11 protein-coding genes, 1 other RNA gene and 4 pseudogenes are annotated in these 21,201 nt (G+C 62.8%); 14 read left to right on the forward strand and 2 right to left on the reverse strand.

From position 1 onward, the window contains the following. The first annotated feature begins 23 nt into the window (after nucleotides 1-23). Nucleotides 24-1,952 (forward strand): methyl-accepting chemotaxis protein, encoded by a 1,929-nt coding sequence (locus tag OMP40_RS08340; protein ID WP_338131064.1) that lies wholly within the window; start codon nucleotides 24-26, stop codon nucleotides 1,950-1,952. A gap of 898 nt (nucleotides 1,953-2,850) precedes the next feature. Here the strand turns inward: OMP40_RS08340 and argS (OMP40_RS08345) are convergent. Further along, entirely contained in the window at nucleotides 2,851-4,698 is a 1,848-nt protein-coding gene (argS, locus tag OMP40_RS08345; protein WP_277530652.1) for an arginine--tRNA ligase, read from the reverse strand. A gap of 478 nt (nucleotides 4,699-5,176) precedes the next feature. On the opposite strand from argS (OMP40_RS08345), the gene OMP40_RS08350 reads away from it, so the two are divergent. Continuing rightward, nucleotides 5,177-5,572: a YwiB family protein gene (locus tag OMP40_RS08350; protein ID WP_277530654.1), complete on the forward strand. Its 396-nt coding sequence runs from the start codon at nucleotides 5,177-5,179 to the stop codon at nucleotides 5,570-5,572. 4 nt (nucleotides 5,573-5,576) lie between these two features. Then, a pseudogene (gene argS / locus OMP40_RS08355) lies at nucleotides 5,577-7,251 on the forward strand (arginine--tRNA ligase). A gap of 66 nt (nucleotides 7,252-7,317) precedes the next feature. On the opposite strand, the gene OMP40_RS08360 reads toward argS (OMP40_RS08355), so the two are convergent. Next, nucleotides 7,318-8,559: a S8 family peptidase gene (locus OMP40_RS08360; protein WP_338131065.1), complete on the reverse strand. Its 1,242-nt coding sequence runs from the start codon at nucleotides 8,557-8,559 to the stop codon at nucleotides 7,318-7,320. Nucleotides 8,560-9,029: 470 nt separating this feature from the next. On the opposite strand from OMP40_RS08360, the pseudogene rpoE reads away from it, so the two are divergent. The 11 genes and pseudogenes from rpoE (at nucleotide 9,030) to OMP40_RS08415 (ending at nucleotide 21,188) form a co-directional block, all read left to right on the forward strand. Further along, nucleotides 9,030-9,621 (forward strand): annotated as a pseudogene (gene rpoE, locus OMP40_RS08365) (DNA-directed RNA polymerase subunit delta). Between the two features lie 300 nt (nucleotides 9,622-9,921). Further along, a pseudogene (locus OMP40_RS08370) lies at nucleotides 9,922-11,532 on the forward strand (CTP synthase). 134 nt (nucleotides 11,533-11,666) lie between these two features. After that, the gene (locus tag OMP40_RS08375) at nucleotides 11,667-12,065 is read left to right on the forward strand and encodes a response regulator (RefSeq protein ID WP_090117655.1); all 399 of its coding nucleotides are present in this window, start codon (nucleotides 11,667-11,669) and stop codon (nucleotides 12,063-12,065) included. Between the two features lie 191 nt (nucleotides 12,066-12,256). Continuing rightward, the gene (gene fba, locus OMP40_RS08380; protein ID WP_277530658.1) at nucleotides 12,257-13,111 is read left to right on the forward strand and encodes a class II fructose-1,6-bisphosphate aldolase; all 855 of its coding nucleotides are present in this window, start codon (nucleotides 12,257-12,259) and stop codon (nucleotides 13,109-13,111) included. 185 nt (nucleotides 13,112-13,296) lie between these two features. Beyond that, nucleotides 13,297-14,547, forward strand: coding sequence for a UDP-N-acetylglucosamine 1-carboxyvinyltransferase (locus OMP40_RS08385; RefSeq protein WP_277530661.1), 1,251 nt, complete (start codon nucleotides 13,297-13,299; stop codon nucleotides 14,545-14,547). 70 nt (nucleotides 14,548-14,617) lie between these two features. Further along, nucleotides 14,618-15,860: pseudogene (gene rho / locus OMP40_RS08390) on the forward strand (transcription termination factor Rho); the annotation flags it as partial. Between the two features lie 1,515 nt (nucleotides 15,861-17,375). Then, the gene (locus OMP40_RS08395; RefSeq protein WP_277530664.1) at nucleotides 17,376-18,644 is read left to right on the forward strand and encodes a radical SAM protein; all 1,269 of its coding nucleotides are present in this window, start codon (nucleotides 17,376-17,378) and stop codon (nucleotides 18,642-18,644) included. A 111-nt stretch (nucleotides 18,645-18,755) separates the two neighbouring features. Beyond that, nucleotides 18,756-18,953: a 50S ribosomal protein L31 gene (rpmE, locus tag OMP40_RS08400; protein WP_090117667.1), complete on the forward strand. Its 198-nt coding sequence runs from the start codon at nucleotides 18,756-18,758 to the stop codon at nucleotides 18,951-18,953. 73 nt (nucleotides 18,954-19,026) lie between these two features. Continuing rightward, nucleotides 19,027-19,446 (forward strand): hypothetical protein, encoded by a 420-nt coding sequence (locus OMP40_RS08405; RefSeq protein ID WP_277530669.1) that lies wholly within the window; start codon nucleotides 19,027-19,029, stop codon nucleotides 19,444-19,446. A gap of 133 nt (nucleotides 19,447-19,579) precedes the next feature. Further along, an RNA gene (gene ffs, locus OMP40_RS08410) (signal recognition particle sRNA large type) lies at nucleotides 19,580-19,843 on the forward strand. 160 nt (nucleotides 19,844-20,003) lie between these two features. After that, the gene (locus tag OMP40_RS08415) at nucleotides 20,004-21,188 is read left to right on the forward strand and encodes a two-component system sensor histidine kinase NtrB (RefSeq protein ID WP_277530671.1); all 1,185 of its coding nucleotides are present in this window, start codon (nucleotides 20,004-20,006) and stop codon (nucleotides 21,186-21,188) included. Nucleotides 21,189-21,201 lie beyond the last annotated feature (13 nt).

Here is a 21,201-nt window from a genome sequence, read left to right on the forward strand (position 1 = left end):
GATCGATTTTACCGAGATCTTTTTTGACCGATGCCGCCGGTACGGTCGCTTATTCGACCCATGCGTCCCACGAGGGACGGAATTACGGCAGCGGCGCCGGATTCGCGGCGGGCATGGAGTATGCGAAAGGCGGCGGCGCTCGTCCTTGCCTGTTCGGTCCTTACCCCGATCCGATCACGGTGGAGATCGGAGCCCGGTCTTCCGCGTTTCACGACAAGATGACGCTGCTCTTCATTCTTCCGTTGACGGAAAACGGCAAATGGCAAGGCGCGTTGTGCGGAAGAGTGCCGAACGACGTCATCGGGGATCTCATCCAGCGCGAATCCGGCCACGTCTATCCCGATTCCGGGGACAACTACCTGTTCATGGCGAAGCCTTCGCTGAACACGCACATTGCGCCGGGCACCGCGTTGTCGCGCAGCCGGTTCGAGGACAGAACCTTCACGCACGGCGAAAACCTGAAGGACGGCGTCACTACCGACTGGGGCGTCGTATCGGTCAAGGAGCACACCGAGCTCGAGCTCATGTTCACCGATCCGGCCACGGGGCAGCTCCATCCCGGCGTCGCGAGCACGATCCGCAACGGCAGCAACCTCTTCGTCGAATTTCCGGGATACTCGGATTACCGCCACATCCCCGTCATCGGCAAAGGCGTGACCTTCGAGCTTCCTCATTGTCCCGACCGCTGGGGCATGATGTGCGAGGGCGACCTGGAGGAAGTCTATCGCATTCGCAGCGTGTCGGTCCGGCTCGCGAGACCGCTGTGGATGGGCGTGATTCCGATTGCCGCGTTATCGGCAGCGCTGGTCGGCTTCCTCGCCTCGGAGGTGTCCCCGATATGGACCGCCGTCTGCGAGCTGGCGCTGTCGCTCGTTGCCGGCTGGGCCGGCATCGCGATGGTGTCCCGCAGGAGCGACCGCCGCGTCTCGGAGCCGCTGCGCAGCCTGAGCAAGTTCATCCGGATCAACGCCGAGGGCAAGGGCGACCTGACGCAGCGGATACGCACGGCCGACTACGACGACGACGAGATCCGGGACCTGGCCAAGTGGATCAACAACATGATCGACTCGCTCGAGGGCATCATGCTGCAGGTGCGCCTTGCCGCTTCGGACGTATCCAGCAGCCAGCGCCTCATGTACGAGACAGCCGCTTCTACGGCCGGATCGACCGAGCGCGTGAGCGAGCGCATTCACGATATGATCCGCAGTCTCCGCAGGCAACTGAAGGATATCGACGTCGCCAAGGACGTGGCGGGCGAGATGCGCGAGACGCTCGCCATGCTCGAACGGAAGGCGGCGGAGCAAATTGAAGTCGCCCAAGGCGAAGTCGAACGGATCGGCGGCAAGATGTCGCAAATCTCGGACCGCGTCGCGCAAACGAACGGCACGATCCGCCTGTTCATGGATACGGCGGGCGAGATCCGCAGCGTGCTTGCCGTCATCGAGGAAATCTCGGCGCAGACCAATCTGCTCGCGCTGAACGCCTCCATCGAGGCGGCGCGCGTCGGCGAGCACGGGCGCGGCTTCGCCGTCGTCGCCGGCGAGATCCGCAAGCTGGCCGACTCGACGCGGCGGTCGACGGAAGAAGTCAACGCTATCGTGGCCAAGATATACGACCAGGCCAAGCTAGCTTCCGCCTCGATGGAAGAAGGGACCCGCGTGGTCGAAGAGGGCACGGAGCTGGTCGCCGTCGCGTCCGAGACGCTCGCCGCCGCCAAGTCGGAGGAAGCCTTGAAGACGCAAGTCGTGGACGAGGTCGTCGCATTGATGGAGAAAATCGCCGCCGTCAGCAAGGAGAATCGCGCCATCTCGGCCGAGGTCGAGACCAAGGTGCAAGCGCTGATGGGCGAGATCGTCGGCGTCCGGCATACGTCGCACAGCGTCGAGGGCATCACCGCGTTCCTGCGGCAGCTGGTCGGACAGTTCCAACTGACGGAGACGCGGGTTCGCTAAGCGCGAGTCTGCTAGCGTAGGTCCGCTAGGCTTGGGGTGGCGCGTGGCTGGGATAAGCGCCTTTGGGCGCTATCGCACCCGCCAAACGCGTGCCGAAGCCGTGGATAAGCGCCTTTGGGCGCTATCGCGCCTGCCAAACGCGTGCCAAGGCCTTGGATAAGCGCCTTTGGGCGCTATCGCGCCCGCCAAACGCGTGCCAAGGCCGTAGATAAGCGCCTTTGGGCGCTATCCCGCCCGCCAAACGCGTGCCAAGGCCGTAGATAAGCGCCTTCGGGCGCTATCGCGCCCGTCAAACGCGTGCCAAGGCCGTGGATAAGCGCCTTTGGGCGCTATCGCGCCCGCCAAACGCGTGCCAAGGCCGTGGATAAGCGCCTTTGGGCGCTAGCGCGCCCGCCAAACGCGTGCCAAGGCCGCGTATAAGCGCCTTTGGGCGCTAATGCCGGCTAAGATGTCACGTTCTGTACGGAGTTACTGGTGCCAGTGAGTCGGTTAGGCTCGAGACAGCCGATTATATCGGCTAACGGAAGTGTCTGAGTAGTGTAGAGGCCCGAGACAGCCGACTATATCGGCTAACGGAAGTGTCTGAGTAGTGTAGAGGCGCGAGATAGCCGGCTTTATCGGCTAACGGCGGTGTCAAAGTGGTGGCGAGACTCGAGATAGCCGGTTTTATCGGCTAACGGAAGTGTCTGAGTAGTGTAGAGGCCCGAGATAGCCGGCTTTATCGGCTAACGGCGGTGTCAAAGTGGTGGCGAGACCCGAGATAGCCGGCTTTATCGGCTAATGCCAGGGGCGCAGCGAAGCCTGAGATAACCGAATTTCTTGGCTATCTCAGGCATTTTCTGCCTAAGGAGGAGTCTCCCCTCCACTACACGCACAACCACCTTGTCGCCGACCCGGGTTACATGCGCTCCGGGGCGGCGATGCCCAGCAGCTTCAAGCCGCGGCCCAGCAGCATCCCGACCGCCGCCGACAGGCGCAAGCGCGCCAGCGTGCCAGCCGCGTCGTCCGGACGGATCACTTTGCCGTCATGATAGAAGCGGTTGAAGTCGCGAGCGAGCTCGAGCAGGTAGCGGGCCACGGCCGAAGGCTCGTTGTCCCGGACGGCCTCGCTCACGGCATCGCTCCACTGCGTGAGCCGCTTGGCGCAAGTCCAAGCGGACTCTGTCATGGCAACGCCCGCGTCTGCCGCAAGGGGCGCTTCACCGGTTGTAAGGAACGCGGCGTTCGATGCAAGCGATGCGCCATCCGCCGTAAGAAGAAGCGCAGCGTCCGGCGCAAGCGATGCGTCATCTGCCGTAGGGAGCACGGCGTCTCCCGCAAGCGTTGCGTCGTCCGCCGCCTCCTGCGCGGGCGGCTGTCCGAAACCGCCTTTGCGCAGCAGGCTGGCGATCCGCGCATGCGTATACTGCACGTAAGGTCCCGTTTCGCCGTCGAAGCTGACCGCCTCTTCCAGCTTGAAGTCCACCGACAACTGTCTGCGATTTTTCAAATCGCCGAATACGACCGCGCCGATGCCGACGGCTTCGGCGACTTCGTCCGCGTTCGGCAGATTCGGGCTTTTGGCCGCGATGATGCCGCGCGCCCTGCGCACCGCTTCGTCCAGCACCTCGTCCAGGAAGACGACCTTCCCCCTGCGGGTGGACATCTTCTTGCCCTCCACGGTCATCAAGCCGAACGGCACATGCTCGCAGTCTCCCGTCCACGGCTCTCCCAGTTTTCCGAGTACCCCGAATACTTGCTTGAAATGCAGCTGCTGTTCGGCGCCCACCACATACAGCAGCCGGTCCGCCTTCATCGCATGCTTGCGGTAGATCGCGGTCGCGATGTCGCGAACCGGATAGATCGTGGCGCCGTCTTTTTTAAGAATCAAGCAGGGCGGCAGCCCTTCCTCGTCCAGCCGGACGACGAGCGCGCCGTCGCTCTCCTCGAGCAGTCCTAGCGTACGCAGGCGATGCAGCACAGGCTCCAGCTTGTCGTTGTAAAAGCTCTCGCCGAGCACCGCGTCGAACCGGACGCCGAGCCGAGCGTAGACGCGATCGAACTCCTTCATGCTCGCTTGGACGAAGAAGCGCCACAGCGCGGTCGTCTCCTCGTCTCCCTGCTCCAGGCGCAGAAAAGCTTCTCTCGCCTCGTCTTCCAGCGCCGGCTGGTCTGCCGCTTCCTCGTGGAAGCGGACGTACAGCCGCAGGCTCTCGCCGATCGGATCGGCATCGAGCGCGGCCTTGCCGCCCCAGCGACGATAGGCGACGATCAGCTTGCCGAACTGGGTCCCCCAATCGCCGAGGTGGTTGACGGTCGTGACTGCATGCCCGGTCTCTCTGTACAGGTTGGCCAGTGCATGACCGATCATCGTGGAGCGCAGGTGGCCGACGCCCAGCGGCTTGGCGATGTTGGGCGAGGACATGTCGATGACGACGCGCGAAACGTGTTCCTCGCCGCCGCGCCCGTAATCGGGCTCGAGGGCGGCATCGACGATCCGGCCGACCCAGACGGCGGGATCGAAAAACAGGTTGACGTAAGCGCCCGCGGCCTCTGCGCGGACGCCCTTGCCGGCGGCGGCGACTGTCTCGGCCAGCTCCGCGGCGATCGCGGCAGGCGCGCGGCGAAGTTGCTTCGCCAGGACGAAGCAAGGGAACGCGACGTCGCCGAGCTTCGGCTCGGGCGGCCGTTCGAGCCGTCGGAGCAGCGCCTCCTTTTCTAACGGTACGTGGGGGTGCAGCAGCGCTGCGGCTTGTTCCAACAACATGTCGATGGTCCTCCTTCGCTTTAATCGGAACGTCATATCCAAACGAGCTCCGCTATCCGAAACGCACAATCCGAACGCAAAAAACCTCCGTCTCATCAAGAGACGGAGGTCGGTCCGCGGTACCACTCTTATAGCGCCCCGGCAGACAGACTGCGCGGAACGCCGCTCGAACGGATAACGGCCGCAAGGCCGGATCGCCCTACTGCCGGACATGCGGCTCACGCGCCGCGCCGGTTCGGGCGACCGACTCCCGGGTCCGTTTCCCGAAGATCCCGCCGTGCCGGCTCCCACCCTCCCGGCTCTCTGGTACGGCTATGCGATCCGGTACTCTCCCGTTCATCGTCGATCGGATATTGGCCCATATCATAGCATGCGGAGGCGGCGGGAGCAAGAGGAGCGAGCGTCCTCCGTCGTTGAATTCAAAGAGCGTTGTGTATATAGTAATAACAGACAATCGGACAGACGGGAGCGGATCGGAATGCCGGACTACAAGCGGGTGTCGGTCTTGTTCCGGAGCCGCCAGGACGGCGACGCGGGCGCATGGACGGAGGAACGGCTGGCCGGACAGTGGTTCAAGATGGCGACGGGCTGGGTGCTGCGCTGCCCGGACGCGATGACGGTCTCGGTGCTGAAGGGCGACGTGCGCGTCGTTCGGCAGGGCGAGGTCGGCGTCGAGCAGACGTTTCGCCTGGGCGCTTCGACGCCGGGCGCAGTGCGTCTGCCGCAGGGTTCGATGGCCGTGGAGGCGTTCACGCACGAGCTGTCGGCGGCGTTGACGGATGCCGGAGGCACGTTGTTCTGGCGCTACGAGATGCGCAGCGACGATCAGGAGATGGGCCGGTTCGAGATCGGACTGGATATACGGGAGGAATAGGGTCATGAACGTGCTGGAGCAGACATACGAGACGTTAAAAGAAGCGATCGCGGACGCCGCGGTCAAGGCGGGGGGTCGTGGAGCGTGAGCAGGTGCCTGCGATCGTCATCGAGGTGCCTCGGGACAAGGCGCACGGCGACCTGGCCACCAACGCGGCCATGCAGCTGACGCGCATCGCCAAGAAAAATCCGCGCGAGATCGCGACCGCGATCATCGAGAACCTGGACAATGCGAAGGCGAACGTCACGTCCGCCGAGATCGCGGGACCGGGCTTCATCAATTTCCGCATGGACAAGCGCTATCTGCTGCCGGTCGTCGCTTCCGTGCTGGAGCAGGGCGGGGCTTACGGCCGTACGGACGCCGGCGGCGGACGCAAGGTGCAGGTCGAATTCGTCAGCGCGAATCCGACGGGCAGCCTGCATCTCGGCCACGCGCGCGGCGCCGCGGTCGGCGATGCGCTTTGCAATGTGCTTGCGTTTGCGGGCTACGACGTATCGCGCGAATACTATATTAACGACGCGGGCAACCAGGTGAACAACCTGGCCCGCTCCATCGAGGCGCGCTACCGCCAGGCGCTCGGCGAAGACGCGGCGATGCCGGAGGACGGCTATTACGGCGAGGATATCGTCGGGTTCGCCAAGGAGCTGGCGGAGCGCGAAGGCGCGCGGCTGCTGGAAAAGACGGACGAAGAGCGCTTCGACTATTTCCGCAGCTACGGCCTTGAGCGCGAGCTGGACAAGATCAAGCGCGACCTCGGCCGGTTCGGCGTAAGCTTCGACAGCTGGTACAGCGAGACTTCCCTTTATCGGACGGGCAAGGTCGAAGGCGCGCTTGAAGCGCTGCGCGCGCAGGGCCACGTGTACGAGGAAGAAGGCGCGGTCTGGCTGAACACGACGGCGTTCGGGGACGACAAGAACCGCGTGCTCGTCAAAAACGACGGCAGCTACACGTACCTGACGCCCGACATCGCCTACCATATGGACAAGTTCGCGCGCGGCTTCGACGAGCTGATCAACATCTGGGGCGCCGACCACCATGGGTACATCCCGCGCGTCAAGGCGGCGATGGCGGCGCTTGGCCACGACCCGCAGCGCTTGACGGTGCTGATCGCGCAGATGGTCAGCCTGTTCCAGAACGGCGAAAAAGTGAAAATGTCGAAGCGTACGGGCAAGGCGATCACGATCGAGGATCTGATGGACGAAGTCGGCGTCGACGCGATCCGCTACTTCTTCACGATGCGCAGCATGGATACGCACCTGGACTTCGACATGGACCTCGCCGTTTCGACGTCCAACGAGAATCCGGTGTTCTACGTGCAGTACGCGCATGCGCGCATTTGCAGCATTTTCCGTCAGGCGGAGGAACAAGGCGTCGCCGTGCTGCCGGTGACGGAAGCGAACCTGGAGCTGCTCGCGACCGAGCACGAATACGATCTGCTGCGCAAAATGGGCGAGTTCCCCGCCGTCGTCGCCGATTCGGCGAAAGACTACGCGCCTCACCACATCGTGCGCTACGTGTACGAGCTGGCCGCGCTGTTCCACAGCTACTACCGCGCGGAGCGGGTCATCACCGAGGACGCCGCGCAGAGCCAGGCGCGCCTCCAACTGCTGGCCGCGCTGCGTCACGCGCTGGCCAACGGTTTGCGTCTGATCGGCGTCTCCGCGCCGGAGCAGATGTAGGAAGCAATCGGTCGCAAGCGGCATTTCAAGCCGCTAAAGGCACTGGGGGGCGGCGGACAAAAGGCATTAGCGACATCGCTGGCATCGGCCCGCCCGGCTACGCTTATAGCGCCTTCGACCCTGCCGACCGGTCCCCCGGCGGCGGCCGCCCCGCTCCGTCGGAAGAATCGCCCGCGACTTCCAGCATCCGCAGCACATCGAGCTCCCCGGCCCCCCGGGGGGAGCTTTGTCGTAGGCGAGCGGCTTCGCGGATCGGCGGAGGATGTCCTTGATCCGGCCCGGCGACAGACCCGGCCGGAGCGAGAGCAGCAGCGCGACCGCGCCGGTGACGTGCGAGGTCGCCATCGACGTGCCGCTCATGACGCGGCGGCGGCCGTGCGGCCAGGCGGATTCCACCTTTGCGCCGGGGGCGTAGATATCGATGGCTGCGCTGCGGTTCGTGAAGCGCGCGATCCGGCCGCGCCGGTCGAGGGCGCCGACGGCGACAGTGTGCCCGAAGCCGGCCGGATAGTCGATCCGGCCCTTTCTGCCGTCGTTGCCCGACGAGGCGACGATGAGCACGCCGGCTTTGTGCGCGTTTTCCACCGCTTTCAGCAGCGCGTCGCTCCGATTCGGCATGCCGAAGCTCATGTTCACGATGTCCATGCCGTGATGGACGCACCACTCGATCCCGAGGATGATGTCCGATACGTACGCGGAGCCCTCCGTATCGAACGCTTTGACCGGATATATCTCCGTGCGCGGCGCGACGCCGATCATCCCGCGCGAGGCGTTGGCGGCGGAGATCGTGCCCGCGATGTGGGTGCCGTGGCCGTTGTCGTCATACGGCAGCGATGCGCGCTGCAGGAGATTGATGCCGCGGCTCAAGGCATGGCGAAGGTCCGGATGGCCGAAGTCGACGCCGGTGTCGATCACCCCGACCTTGACCCGCTGCCCCGTCGTGCGGCTCCAGGCTTGCGGCGCGCGGATTCGCCGAACGCCCCAAGGGATGTCCATCTTGCTGTCCGTGCGGACGATCGGTCTTGGAAGCGCGCGGCTGATCTTGATGCTTGCGTCTTCCTCGAGCAGGCAGCCGTAACCTAGCAGCGGGGTCAGGGCAGCGGCGGACAGCGGGAGGCTGAAGCCGCCGATGACCCGGATCGGACGGGCGGCGCGCAGCGCGCCGACGCTTGCTCGCTTGGCGGCCAGCTTCGGCAGGAACCTGCGGCCGTCTTCCGGCCTCGCGAATCGCACGATCGTTCTGGCGCCATGCTCCCCGCCGCCGTCGAGCAGGCGCCGGAGGAGGCGAAGGAGAGCGCTCGTGTTCATGTGCTGGCCCCCTTCCCGGCTTAGATTCCCCATACTATGTACAGCGGCGGAGCGAAGCTTGGGAGTATGGCCCGGGGATGCTTAAATTGGGCGTCAGGCGGTGTCAATTCGGTTCACCGCACATAGTATGAAGTGGGAGTTTCCCCGGAGAGACTCTCGCACCCATGTAGGTTCCTCCTCCCGAGGAGCGCGGAAGGGTACAGTCGGTTAAGCGAAGGCGCGGCTCCGAGGCGCCTTCGCTTAATGGCGTGCGCATCGCGGCGGACAAGCCCGGCGGGGATGGCGGATGCGCCGTCCTCCTCGCTCGAACGCGGAAAATGACGAATGGGAGCATGTGGCGGCGCGTCGCCCGCCAAGCCTTGTCCGCAGGCCGCCGTACTTGCATTTTCGCGGCAAATGCGGTTAACTAAAGGTTGACGCCCGAGGGGTATAAGAACGTTTAACATACAGAGAGGATGGGGACTTAGAGCGTGAGCGCTGAATACGTCCTGAAGTTCGACGCCGAGAAGATCCGGGAGATGCCGATGGTCGACCTGGCCTTCGAGGTGCTCAAGGCGGCCAATACGCCGTTCTATTACCGGGATCTCATGATGGAGATTGCCAAGCTGCGGGGGATTTTCGCCCGAGCAGATCAATGAATTTATCGCGCAGGTGTATACAGAGATTAATATCGACGGCCGCTTCGCTTGCGTCGGCAGCAACGTCTGGGGGCTGAAGCGCTGGTATCCGGTCGACCGCTCCGACGATCCGGTCACGGGCGGCGCGAAGCGTCCGCGCATCATCAACGACGACGACGATCTCGACGACGAGGATCTGTACGGCGAGGACGAGGAAGAGACCTTCACGGAGGCCGAAGAGGGCTTCGATCTGTTCGACGAAGACCGCGAGGAGATCTTCGACGAAGGCGAAGAAGCCGGCGAATCCGACGAAGAAGTCGCGATCGACGAGGAGTCCGAAGAAGAGGAAGGCATCGAAGGCGAAGTCGACGAGGAAGAAGACGGCTTCGACGAGGATGAGGACGAGGAAGACGCGGACGAAGAGGAAGACGAAGAAACGCGTTAATTCCGGCCTTGCGGGACGACTGGCCGGCGTCCCTTGCCGCGACTGGCTGCGGCGAGCCCGCAGCCTGGCTTCGGGTCTTTTCAGGGGCGGTTCGAGACGCCTTTGACCTCAAGTGCGACGGGCTCCGAAGGCTTGACACCACTGTGGTCTGCGGGTAAACTTATGCTTGGGCTTTTCAAGCAGGCATTTCAATAGCGTTATTTTTAAAAGTGCCCCCATTTAATTGGGTGTCACTTTTTTTTGTTTTTTTGGAGACCATTAACATGATGCCAGGGGCACATGCAGGAGGTATGACAGAGGGTGACCAAATATATATTCGTGACGGGCGGCGTCGTTTCCTCGCTCGGCAAGGGCATCACGGCGGCGTCGCTGGGGCGCCTGCTCAAGAATCGCGGACTCAAAGTGACGATCCAGAAGTTCGACCCGTACATCAACGTAGACCCGGGCACGATGAGCCCGTATCAGCACGGGGAGGTGTTCGTGACCGACGACGGCGCGGAGACGGACCTCGACCTCGGGCACTATGAGCGTTTCATCGATATCAATCTTTCCAAAAACAGCAACGTGACGACCGGCAAGATCTATTCCACCGTCATCAGCAAGGAACGCCGCGGCGAGTATCTGGGCGGCACGGTGCAGGTCATTCCCCACATCACCAACGAGATCAAGGACCGCGTGTTCCGCGCGGGACGCGAGACCGGTTCCGACGTCGTCATCACCGAGATCGGCGGCACGGTCGGCGATATCGAGAGTCTCCCGTTCCTCGAGGCGATCCGCCAGATCAAGAGCGATATCGGCCGCGACAATGTCATGTACATCCACGTGACGCTGATCCCCTACATCAAGGCAGCCGGCGAGGTGAAGACCAAGCCGACCCAACATAGCGTCAAGGAACTGCGCAGCATCGGCATCCAGCCGAACGTCATCGTTTGCCGCACCGAGCATCCGCTGGCCGAAGATCTGAAGCGCAAGATCGCGCTCTTCTGCGATATCGACGCGAACGCCGTCGTCGAATGCCGAGACGCCTCCACGCTGTACGAAGTGCCGCTGATGCTGCAGGAGCAGGGCCTCGACGATTATGTCGTCAGCCATCTTAAGCTCGGCGGAGCGGACAAGCCCGACATGGACGAGTGGATCGAGCTCGTGAACCGCGTCAAGTCGCTGAAGCGCACGACGGAGATCGCCATCGTGGGCAAATACGTCGCGCTTCACGACGCTTATCTGAGCATCGTCGAATCGCTCGCGCATGCGGGTATCGACGCGGACGCCGAGGTGAACATCCGCTGGGTGAACGCCGAGGAAGTATCGCCCGCGAACGTGCAGGAGCTGCTGGGCGGCGTCGGCGGCATTCTCGTGCCGGGGGGGCTTCGGAGACCGCGGCATCGAAGGCAAGATCACGGCCATCCGGTACGCGCGCGAGCACAAGGTGCCGTTTTTCGGCATTTGCCTCGGCATGCAAGTGGCCGTCATCGAGTTCGCGCGGAGCATGGCCGGCCTGGACGGCGCCCACAGCTCCGAGTTCCATGCGGCTACGCCGTATCCGGTCATCGATCTGCTGCCGGATCAGAAGGACATCGAGGACATGGGGGGGCACGCTGCGTCTCGGCCTTTATCCTTGCAAGATCGTGCCGGGCACGCTTGCGGCCGAATGCTACGGCGAAGAGCTCATTTACGAACGCCATCGCCATCGCTACGAGTTCAACAACGAATATCGCGACCTGATCGAGTCGACGGGCCTCAGGATTAGCGGCGCGTCCCCGGACGGCCGGCTGGTCGAGATGGTGGAGCTGCCGGGCCACCCCTGGTTCCTGGCCGTACAGTTCCATCCGGAGTTCATCTCCCGTCCGAACCGTCCGCAAGCCGTTGTTCCGCGAATTCGTCAAGGCGGCGCTGGCCGGCGCAGAATCTTGATTATTTCAACATAACGATTCCAGCTTCGGCAAAAGCCGGAGCTTTTTTTTGTAATTGCCAGAAGTTAGGAAGGAATTCCCGGTCGGGGCGCGAATACGGGAAGAAGGAACCAACAGGAAGAGGAGGATCATGAGGTGGCCAAGAAGAGATTGCTAATTGTCGACGATCAGATCGGCATTCGGATCTTGCTGCTCGAGGTATTCAGCGTCGAAGGCTACGAGACTTTCCAGGCGGCGAACGGACGCGCGGCGCTGGAGATCGTACGCACGCATACCCCGGATCTTGTTCTGCTGGACATGAAGATTCCCGGCATGGACGGGCTTGAGATTTTGAAAAAGATCAAGGAAATGAACCGCGACGTCAAGGTTATCATGATGACGGCCTACGGCGAGCTCGACATGATCAAGGAAGCCACCGATCTGGGTGCGCTGATGCACTTCACGAAGCCCTTCGATATCGACGAATTGCGGGTGGCCGTCAATATGCAGCTGACGGAGGGCGGACCGTCGCCGAGGTTCGCGGCGGGCACCTGAGAATGCCTGGAAATATCGGGAAGGGAACCGCCGGAGACGACCGGCGGTTTTCGTTTTTTCAGGCTTTGGGGCGGGCCGTTTGCCGCGTACAGGCATTTTACAATCCTACTTTCATTTGTGATATAATAACGTCGCATGCAAGTCGGGCGTAAGACAGCACACGACTTATTCAGAGCGCAGGAGGAATCACAATGCCACTCGTATCAATGAACGAATTCCTTCCCAAGGCGAAGGCGAACAAGTTCGCGGTAGGCCAATTCAACATGAACAACCTTGAATTCGCCCAAGCGATCACCGAAGCCGCCATGGAAGAAAAATCCCCCTTCATCTTCGGCGTCAGCGAAGGCGCGCTGAAGTACATGGGCATCGAGTACACGGTAGCCATCGCGGAGGCGGCAGCGAAGAAATCCGGCCTTCCGATCGCCTTGCATCTCGACCACGGCAGCACGTTCGACATCGCCATGAAGTGTATTCGCGCAGGCTTCTCCTCCGTCATGTTCGACGGCTCGCACCACCCTTATGAAGAGAACATCAAGCTGACCAAGGAGATCGTCAAGGCCGCGCACGCGATGGGCGTTTCCGTCGAAGGCGAGCTGGGCACGATCGGCGGCGTCGAGGACGACCTGAGCGTGGACGAAGCCGACGCTTCGCTGGCCAAGCCCGAAGAAGCGATCCGTTTCTACGAAGAGACCGGCGTCGACGCGCTGGCCATCGCAGTAGGTACGGCTCACGGCATGTACAAGGGCGAAGTCAAGATCCACTATGATATCATCGAAGCGGTCGTCGCCAAGATCCCCGTGCCGATCGTTCTGCACGGCGGCTCCGGCGTGCCGGACGACATGATCCGCAAGGCGATCCAGGCCGGCGCAGGCAAGATCAACGTCAACACGGAAAACCAAGTCGCTTGCACCGCCGCGATCCGCGAAGTGCTCGGCAAAGACGCGAACGTCATCGATCCCCGCAAATACCTGACGCCTGCGCGCACCGCGATGAAGGCCGTCGTTCAAGAAAAGATCCGTCTCTTCGGCAGCAGCAACCAAGCTTAAGCGCAGATCGTCGCCGTATTCGTCCCGCCGCCGCGGCTTGTCCGCCGCCGGCGAAGGACGATCGGCGAGCTCTGTCTTGCGTACGGGACAAGACGCCTGCCGGGCGTCTTTCCTTTCCTTCATCGAACGCGGTCGCCACGCGCCCCCGGAGTAGATGAAGCATCTACGAGGAGGACCATGCATTCATGGAAAAACTGATGATACGCGGGGGACGTCCGCTTCGCGGAACGGTCTCCATCAGCGGCGCCAAGAACAGCGCGATCGCGCTGCTCCCAGCCGCCATTCTCGCCGAATCCGAGGTCAGGCTCGACAATCTGCCTCATATCAGCGACGTCGAGATTTACAAGGAATTGCTTCAAGAACTAGGCTGCGAGGTCTCTTGGCAAGAGGAGACTTTGTCCATCGATCCGACAGGCATTCAATCGATCCCGATGCCGAACGGCCGGGTCAAGCTGCTTAGAGCTTCTTACTACTTAATGGGCGCTCTGCTCGGACGCTTTGGCGAAGCCACCATCGGATTGCCGGGCGGCTGCAACTTCGAGCCGAGACCGATCGACCAGCATATCAAGGGCTTCGAGGCCCTGGGCGCAATCGTAACCAACGAACACGGAGCTATCCGCATCCAAGCTAACGAATTACGCGGAGCTAGAATATATATGGACGTCGTCAGCGTAGGCGCCACGATTAACATTATGCTGGCAGCCGCCAGAGCGAAGGGCTCCACGATCATCGAGAACGCCGCGAAGGAACCCGAGATCATCGACGTGGCCACGCTTCTGAATGCCATGGGCGCCAAGATCAAAGGGGCCGGCACCGAGACGATCCGCATCGAAGGCGTAGACCGCATGCACGGCTGCAGACACTCCATCATTCCCGACCGCATCCAGGCCGGCACTTATATGATCATGGCCGCCGCCACGCGCGGCGACGTTCTCATCGACAACATCATTCCCAAGCACATGGAAGCACTCACCGCCAAACTTCAAGAAATGGGCGTTCACGTCTACGAGATGGACGAATCCATCCGCGTCGTGGGCCAGCAAGACTACGAGGCAGTCGACGTCAAGGCGCTCGTCTATCCCGGGTTCGCGACGGATCTTCAGTCGCCGATGACGAGCCTGCTCACACAGACGACGGGCGTCAGCATTTTGTCCGATTACGTGTACAGCAACCGGTTCAAGCACGTTCCCGAGCTCGCGCGGATGGGCGCTCAGATCCGCGTCGAGGGCCGCTCGGCCATCGTCGAAGGCGGCAAGCTGAACGCCGCCAAGGTTCGCGCATCCGATCTGCGCGCGGGCGCCGCGCTTGTCGTGGCTGCGTTGACCGTCGAAGAAGGGGTGACGGAGATCACCGGTTTGGAATACATCGACCGCGGTTACGAGAGGCTCGAAGAGCATTTGCGCGGCCTCGGCGCGGACGTATGGCGCGAAGCTTGAGCGGCGGCAAGCCGCTCCGGCGCTGCGCATATCCTAAGATGAAGTGGGGATTGTATTGACGGATTTTAAAATGTCCGATCTGGAAGGCCTCAGCCTGACCCAGCTCTACAAGCTGGCGAAGGACCTTCAGATCGCAGGCTACAGCCAGATGATCAAAAAAGGAGCTTATGATCGCCATTCTGCGCGCGCAAGCCGAACGCGGAGGACATATGTTCCTCGAAGGCGTGCTTGAGGTATTGCCCGAAGGTTACGGCTTTCTTCGCCCGATCAACTATTTGCCCAGCGCGGAGGACATTTATATCTCCGCTTCCCAGATTCGCAAGTTCGACTTGCGCACCGGCGATCTCGTCTCCGGCAAATGCCGCACGCCGAAGGAGAACGAACGGTACTTCGGCCTGCTGCAGGTCAACCTCGTCAACGGCGACACGCCCGAAGTTGCGGCGGAGCGCTTGCATTTCCCTGCACTTACACCGCTATTCCCGGATCAGAAGCTCGTGCTCGAATCGTCGCCCCATCGCTTGTCTACCCGCATCATGGATCTCCTGGCCCCGGTCGGTCTTGGGCAACGCGGTCTCATCGTCGCTCCTCCCAAAGCAGGCAAGACGCTGCTCCTCAAAGAAATCGCCAACAGCATCTCGACCAATCGTCCGGATATCGACTTGTTCGTTCTGCTGATCGACGAGCGCCCGGAAGAAGTGACGGATATGCAGCGTTCGGTCAAAGGAGAAGTCGTCGCCTCGACCTTCGACGAAGTGCCCGAACACCATATTAAGGTAGCGGAGCTCGTGCTCGAGCGCGCCCGCCGTCTGGTTGAGCAGAAGCGCGACGTCGTTATTTTGCTGGATAGCATTACCCGTCTGGCGCGTGCTTACAATCTTGTCGTGCCGCCGTCGGGCCGTACGCTGTCAGGCGGCGTGGATCCAGCTGCGTTTCACCGTCCGAAGCGGTTTTTCGGCGCGGCGCGCAACATCGAAGAGGGCGGGAGCCTGACCATTCTGGCGACCGCGCTCGTCGAGACCGGCTCCCGGATGGACGACGTCATTTACGAAGAGTTCAAGGGCACCGGCAACATGGAGCTGCATCTGGACCGCAAGCTCGCCGAACGCCGCATTTTCCCGGCGCTGGACATTCGCCGCTCCGGCACGCGCCGCGAGGAGATGCTCCTCTCGAAGGAGGAGCTCGACAAGGTATGGACGCTGCGCAAGAGCATGAACGACTCGATCGAATTCGTGGATCAATTCCTGCGCAAGCTGGGCGGCACGAAGACGAACGTGGAGTTCCTGGCCGTGCTGGACAGCGCCGCGAACGCGCCTGGCCGCGGACCGCTGCGTCCGGGGCAGACTGGCGGCCAGGCATCCCCGGCCGCCGGCGGGAACGCCGCTTCCGGCGGTTCGGTATCGTCCGGCGGATCCGCCTCCGCGAGTGCGCCTTCCGGCGGGACTTCGGGCACCGGGGCGGCGGCTTATGGTTCCTCGACCGCAAGTTCGACCGGCGGTCAGCGTTATTCCGGCGCGTCCGGTTCCAGGCCGTTGTCCCAGTCGCGTCCGGGCAGCTACAACGCAGGACCGCGCGGCGGCAGCTACTCGAGCAGCCGCCCTACGTATTCGAACGGCACGTCCTCCTACGGAGGACGGCCTAGCGCTTCATCGCCGTCCGCAGGCGGCGGCTCGCCTGCTTCACAGGCGCCGTCTTCGCCTGTCGGATCGTCGTCGACGGGCGCGGGGGCTGGGGCGGGGAATCCGGCAAGCGCATCTCCAGGGACGGGGAACGGCACGCCGGTCGCGCCTTCGGCATCGACCAATCCGAGCGTAGGGAACCCGGGCGCAGGTGCGTCCGCCGCGACGGGCGGTACGGCACCGGCGGGAGCGACGCCGCGCGCGAACGCGTCGCCCAGAACGGGCGGGACGACGCCGTCTTCCTCGTCGTCGGCATCATCCGCGGCGAGAGCCTCGGCGCGGCCGACAGCGTCCTCGACGGGGGCGGCGGCTCGCACTTCGAGGCCGGCGACCGGGAGCGACTCCGCGGCCTCCAACCGGCCGTCGGCGGGCGCCGCCCCGGGAACGACGGCAAGGGCTAACCAGGCGGCAGCGCCTGCGACGGGAGCTTCGGCCCCGGCCAAGCCGTCTGTCCCAACGGCGCCAACGCCTTCGGCAACGGCTGCCGCAGCGACTAACGCGGCAGCGCCTGCGACCGGCGCAGCGACGCCATCTGCGCCGGCTGCCGTGCCGAGTGCCGACGCGTCTGCGTCCGCGCCAAGTGCAACCGCGCCTGCGGCGTCGGCATCGGCCGGCGCGTCAAGCGCAGCGGCGCCTGAGGCGCCGGCATCCGCCGGCGAGACTTCGTCCGCCGCGAAGCGCACGTCCGCGCGCGCATCGTCTTCGACGCCGCGCGGAACGGCCCGCGGCAGCCGCGCTGCCAAGGCGGCGGCCGAAGACGCGCCTGCCGCGCAGGCGCCGGATGCTGCCGCAGCTCCGCAGGCGGCAGCGCCTCAGGCGGCTGAGCCGGCAGCGGCTCCGACGGCCGCGGCCAAGCCGGCGACGCGCACCCGCGCGTCCGCGGGCGCCAAGACGGGCGCTCGCGCCGCCAAAGCGGCCGCGAACGTCGCGGACAATGCCGCGAGCGGTGCATCCGCGGCATCCGCCGCGCCTGAGCCTTCAGCGCCGGCAGCGCCCGCGACGCAGCCCGACGCCGAGGCGCCGCCCGCCAAAGCGCCGCGCCAGCGGCGCACGACCAAGAACAATCCGGCGAGCGAATAAGCCCGCCTAAGTCATACAGGACGCGCCCGGCATCGTCCGGGCGCGTCCAAGTCACGAAAGGAGCTATACGCCATGTACCTGGTTTACGCCGACGAGCACGGCAATGTATACGATCACGATAAACTTCATGCCGTTGCGCGGAGCGGCGACAGGCTGGTCGAGCTGCTTGAAGACGAACTGATTCCGCTTCCCGCCGGCGCGACGCTGGTCGGCTTGCCGCACACGCGCGCGATCGGGATGAATCCGAAGACCGGCGAAATGAAGGCTTTGCCCGCGGGCAGCCAGGCGGTCGGCGCTTTGCTTCCGCAGGGCTTCACGCGATTCTACGTTCCGGGCTACACGAAAACGGACAAGTCGCAGATGTTTCCCTTGTTCGGCTACACGGCCGTCGTCTGGAAAGACGGCGGCTTCTACGTAGCGGCCGCGGGCACGGACGATCCCGAACCTTGGAATCCGGACAATTGCGACCGCAAGGAGCTTGAGGTCGAAGTGGACCGGCTGCTCGCCGCCTACCCGGACAACCGGCTGTACCAGCATTTGTCCCATTGCGCGCTCGGCTACGAATGCCTCACGGCATCCAATACGTTTCTCCAGCGCCTTGAAGGTGCCGTGCCCGTCTCGTTCGCCTGCAATGCCGGCTGCTTCGGCTGCATCTCCGAGCAGCCCGACGATAGCGGCTTCGTGTCCCCCCAGACGCGTCTGAAGTTCAAGCCGACGACGGACGAAGTCGTCGACATCATGCTCGAGCATCTGAAAAAGCCCGACACGATCATCAGCTTCGGCCAAGGCTGCGAGGGCGAGCCGTCGACCCAGGCCAAGACGATCATCGAAGCGATCAAGCGGGTGCGGGAACGCACGTCGAACGGCTACATTAATATCAACACGAATGCCGGACTTAGCGACCACCTGCGCGCCATTACCGACGCAGGGCTCGACCTGATGCGCGTCAGTACGATCAGCGCGATCGACGAGCACTACAATGCTTACTACAAGCCGAGGGGCTACACGCTCGCCAACGTAGAGAAGACCATGAAGTACGCGGAGAGCCAGGGCGTCTATACCTCGATCAATTATTTGATCTTCCCGGGCGTCACGGACCGCGAAGAAGAAATCGAAGCGATGATCGAATTCGCGCGCCGTACCAAGCTCAAGCTCATCCAGATGCGCAATCTGAACATCGATCCCGATGCGTATCTGAACCTGATTCCCAAGGCGAAGGGCGAGATCTACGGCATGAAGACGCTGCTCGAGATCTTCCGCGAGGAGCTGCCGGACGTCGTGATCGGCTCCTATACGCATCTCCCGCCCTCGCGGAAAAACCGAACCGTCGCCGGCGTTTGACGCTGCTTTGCGATTCCGTTGCAGGATGCGGGCATTGGTGCTATAATGTTCGGGTATGTCCATTAACTCTGGAGCCGCATGCGTTCCAGGGCAGAAGAGGTGAATTCTAAGATGAAAGAAGCCATCCACCCGAAGTACTCCGTCACGACGGCTACGTGCGCTTGCGGCAACACTTTTGAGACCGGTTCGGTTCGCCCGAACATCAAGGTCGAGATCTGCTCCGCGTGCCATCCGTTCTTCACCGGCAAGCAGAAGTTCCTGGACGCCGGCGGCCGGATCGACAAGTTCAAGAAGAAATACGGCATCTAATTCAAGCCGTATCATCACGAATAGAGCGCAGCCTCCCTCCGCATCCTAACGGATACGAAGGGAGGTTTTTTTTATGTTTAAACCAACGGGATTCCGCCTGAATATGCTGCTGATCGCCGCGCTGGCGGCGGCCGCGCTGCCCGTCGCCGGATGCGGGAGTTCGGGCGGCTCGAACAGCAGTTCCATCAAGCAGCAGAGCTATGCGGACGACGGTTTGCTCGGACGGACGAGCAGCTATCCGCGCATTCCCGGACGCCATATGACGCTCACTTACGACAACGACGCCAAGCTGATGTCGACGTCGATCCAGAACCTGAACGGCGTGGCCGGCTCGCGCGTCGTTTTTAACGGCGCCGACGCTTACGTGACCGTGACGTTAAAGCCGGGGCTCGACGCCCAGCAGCGGCAGACGGTGGAAAACCAGGCGACGACCGTGCTCCGCTTTAATTTTCCGAGATACAACGTTCATGTGTCGACGGTCGGCGGCCGCTGACATCGGCATGCTGCGAATCGTCGGGCGGGCAGCCGCACAATTGCCGTAAGTTTCCCGGCAGGGAACGATTCCCGCAAAGGGATATGCCGGACTTAGTTGCGCCTGGTCGCGATATTCGTTATACTAGGTCATGCCGTGCTAGATGGGGAGGTAGCGGTGCCCTGTCACTCGCAATCCGCTATAGCGAGATCGAATTCCTGTTTGAGGTCATGCCACGCAGTTCCGGCTTCGTCCCGGCGCGTTGATCGCAGGGTCCTTCGCGAGGGACGCCCATGAACCCGGTCAGGTCCGGAAGGAAGCAGCCGTAAGTGGTCACGTTCTTGTGCTGAAGGGTAGCCCTTCGGGAGCGTACGAGCGAGGTACGGCTGGATGGCATCGATCGAGGGCAGGTGCACGGTCCTTCATTCGAGGACGATATTTCATATTCCAACATCAACACACCTCAGCGTAGACAGAGCTGCGCCGGGGTGTGTTTTTTCATTTTTTGCGTAAGCGTATTCCAACGCGAGAGGGCGGGCAGCGCGAGCGGCCAAAGCGGCAGAGCGGGGGGGGAAGGCATGGGGGACAAGAGGCAGCAGCAGAGGGGAGCGGCGAGGGCGATCGCGCAGTGGCGGGGAGATTCCGGCGCGCGTCGGGATCACTTCGTCCGGTTGTTCGCGAATCGGATGCTGACCGACGAATGGACGGGCGTTCTGCTTCTCGACGCCGATTTTCGGATCGTCGAAGCGAATCCGATGGCAGGAGACATCTTCGGCGGAGACCGGTCTGCCTGGGCCGGGCAGCCTGCGGACGTTTGGGCCGAGAAGCTGGGACTGCCGCTGCCGTTCGGCCGATCTCTTCTACAGGGAGAAGCGTTTCGCAACCGCAAGCTGGCATGGACCAAAGACGGCGTAACCCGCGAAGTCGTCGTCGACGGGGACGCGCTGGTCTCCGGTGGCGAGGTGATCGGGGCTTATTTGCTTTTTCACGACGTCACGCCTTGGATGATGCTCGAGGAGCAGGTGCGCCGTTCGGACAGGCTCAAGATGATCGGACAGGTCGCGGCGGGGACCGCGCATGAGATTCGCAATCCGCTGACGGCGATCAAGGGATTCGTCCAATTGATGAAAAAATCGTTCGACGAGCGCGAGATGACGAAGGAGCAGGAGTACGCGCACATCGTGCTGTCCGAGCTCGATCGCGTTCAGGAGCTGGTCGGCGAATTTTTGCTGCTCAGCAAGTCCAAGGAAACGAAGCTGTCCGCGATGCGTATCGGCTACGTCATGCGGGAGATGATGCCGATGCTGCGCAATGAGGCGACGCTCCACGACATCGTCCTCTTATACGAGACGAAGCCCGATCTGCCGCCTGTGCTGGCCGACAAGGAGATGCTCAAGCAGGTCCTTCTGAATTTGGGGAAAAACGCGATCGAAGCGATGGGCAAGGGCGGCCGCCTGCTCATTCGCGAGCGCCACGGCGGTCCTGCGCTTGCCGGCTTCGTCGCCGTCGAGGTGTGCGATACGGGTCCCGGCATTCCCAAAGCCGCGCTGGATCGCATTTTCGACCCCTTTTATACGACAAAAGAAAACGGAACGGGGCTCGGTCTGTCCATATGCCAGCGTATCGTTCACGATCTGGGCGGACGGATCGCGGTTTCCTCCTCCGAGGCCGGCACGGTATTCACCGTCTTGCTCCCTTGCGCCGCTTCCGGCTTGGACGACCGCGCATCCGGCGGTGGAGCGATTCCCTGCGATGATGTATAATAAATAGCAATAC

This window comes from Cohnella rhizosphaerae (assembly GCF_029525575.1).
Taxonomy (GTDB): domain Bacteria; phylum Bacillota; class Bacilli; order Paenibacillales; family Paenibacillaceae; genus Cohnella; species Cohnella rhizosphaerae.

Coding starts and splice junctions, on each gene's coding strand:
- OMP40_RS08405 (WP_277530669.1), top strand. CDS start 19,027: ATGTTTAAACCAACGGGATTCCGCCTGAATATGCTGCTGATCGCCGCG.
- OMP40_RS08360 (WP_338131065.1), bottom strand. CDS start 8,559: ATGAACACGAGCGCTCTCCTTCGCCTCCTCCGGCGCCTGCTCGACGGC.
- fba (WP_277530658.1), top strand. CDS start 12,257: ATGCCACTCGTATCAATGAACGAATTCCTTCCCAAGGCGAAGGCGAAC.
- OMP40_RS08395 (WP_277530664.1), top strand. CDS start 17,376: ATGTACCTGGTTTACGCCGACGAGCACGGCAATGTATACGATCACGAT.
- OMP40_RS08385 (WP_277530661.1), top strand. CDS start 13,297: ATGGAAAAACTGATGATACGCGGGGGACGTCCGCTTCGCGGAACGGTC.
- rpmE (WP_090117667.1), top strand. CDS start 18,756: ATGAAAGAAGCCATCCACCCGAAGTACTCCGTCACGACGGCTACGTGC.
- argS (WP_277530652.1), bottom strand. CDS start 4,698: ATGTTGTTGGAACAAGCCGCAGCGCTGCTGCACCCCCACGTACCGTTA.
- OMP40_RS08415 (WP_277530671.1), top strand. CDS start 20,004: ATGGGGGACAAGAGGCAGCAGCAGAGGGGAGCGGCGAGGGCGATCGCG.
- OMP40_RS08350 (WP_277530654.1), top strand. CDS start 5,177: ATGCCGGACTACAAGCGGGTGTCGGTCTTGTTCCGGAGCCGCCAGGAC.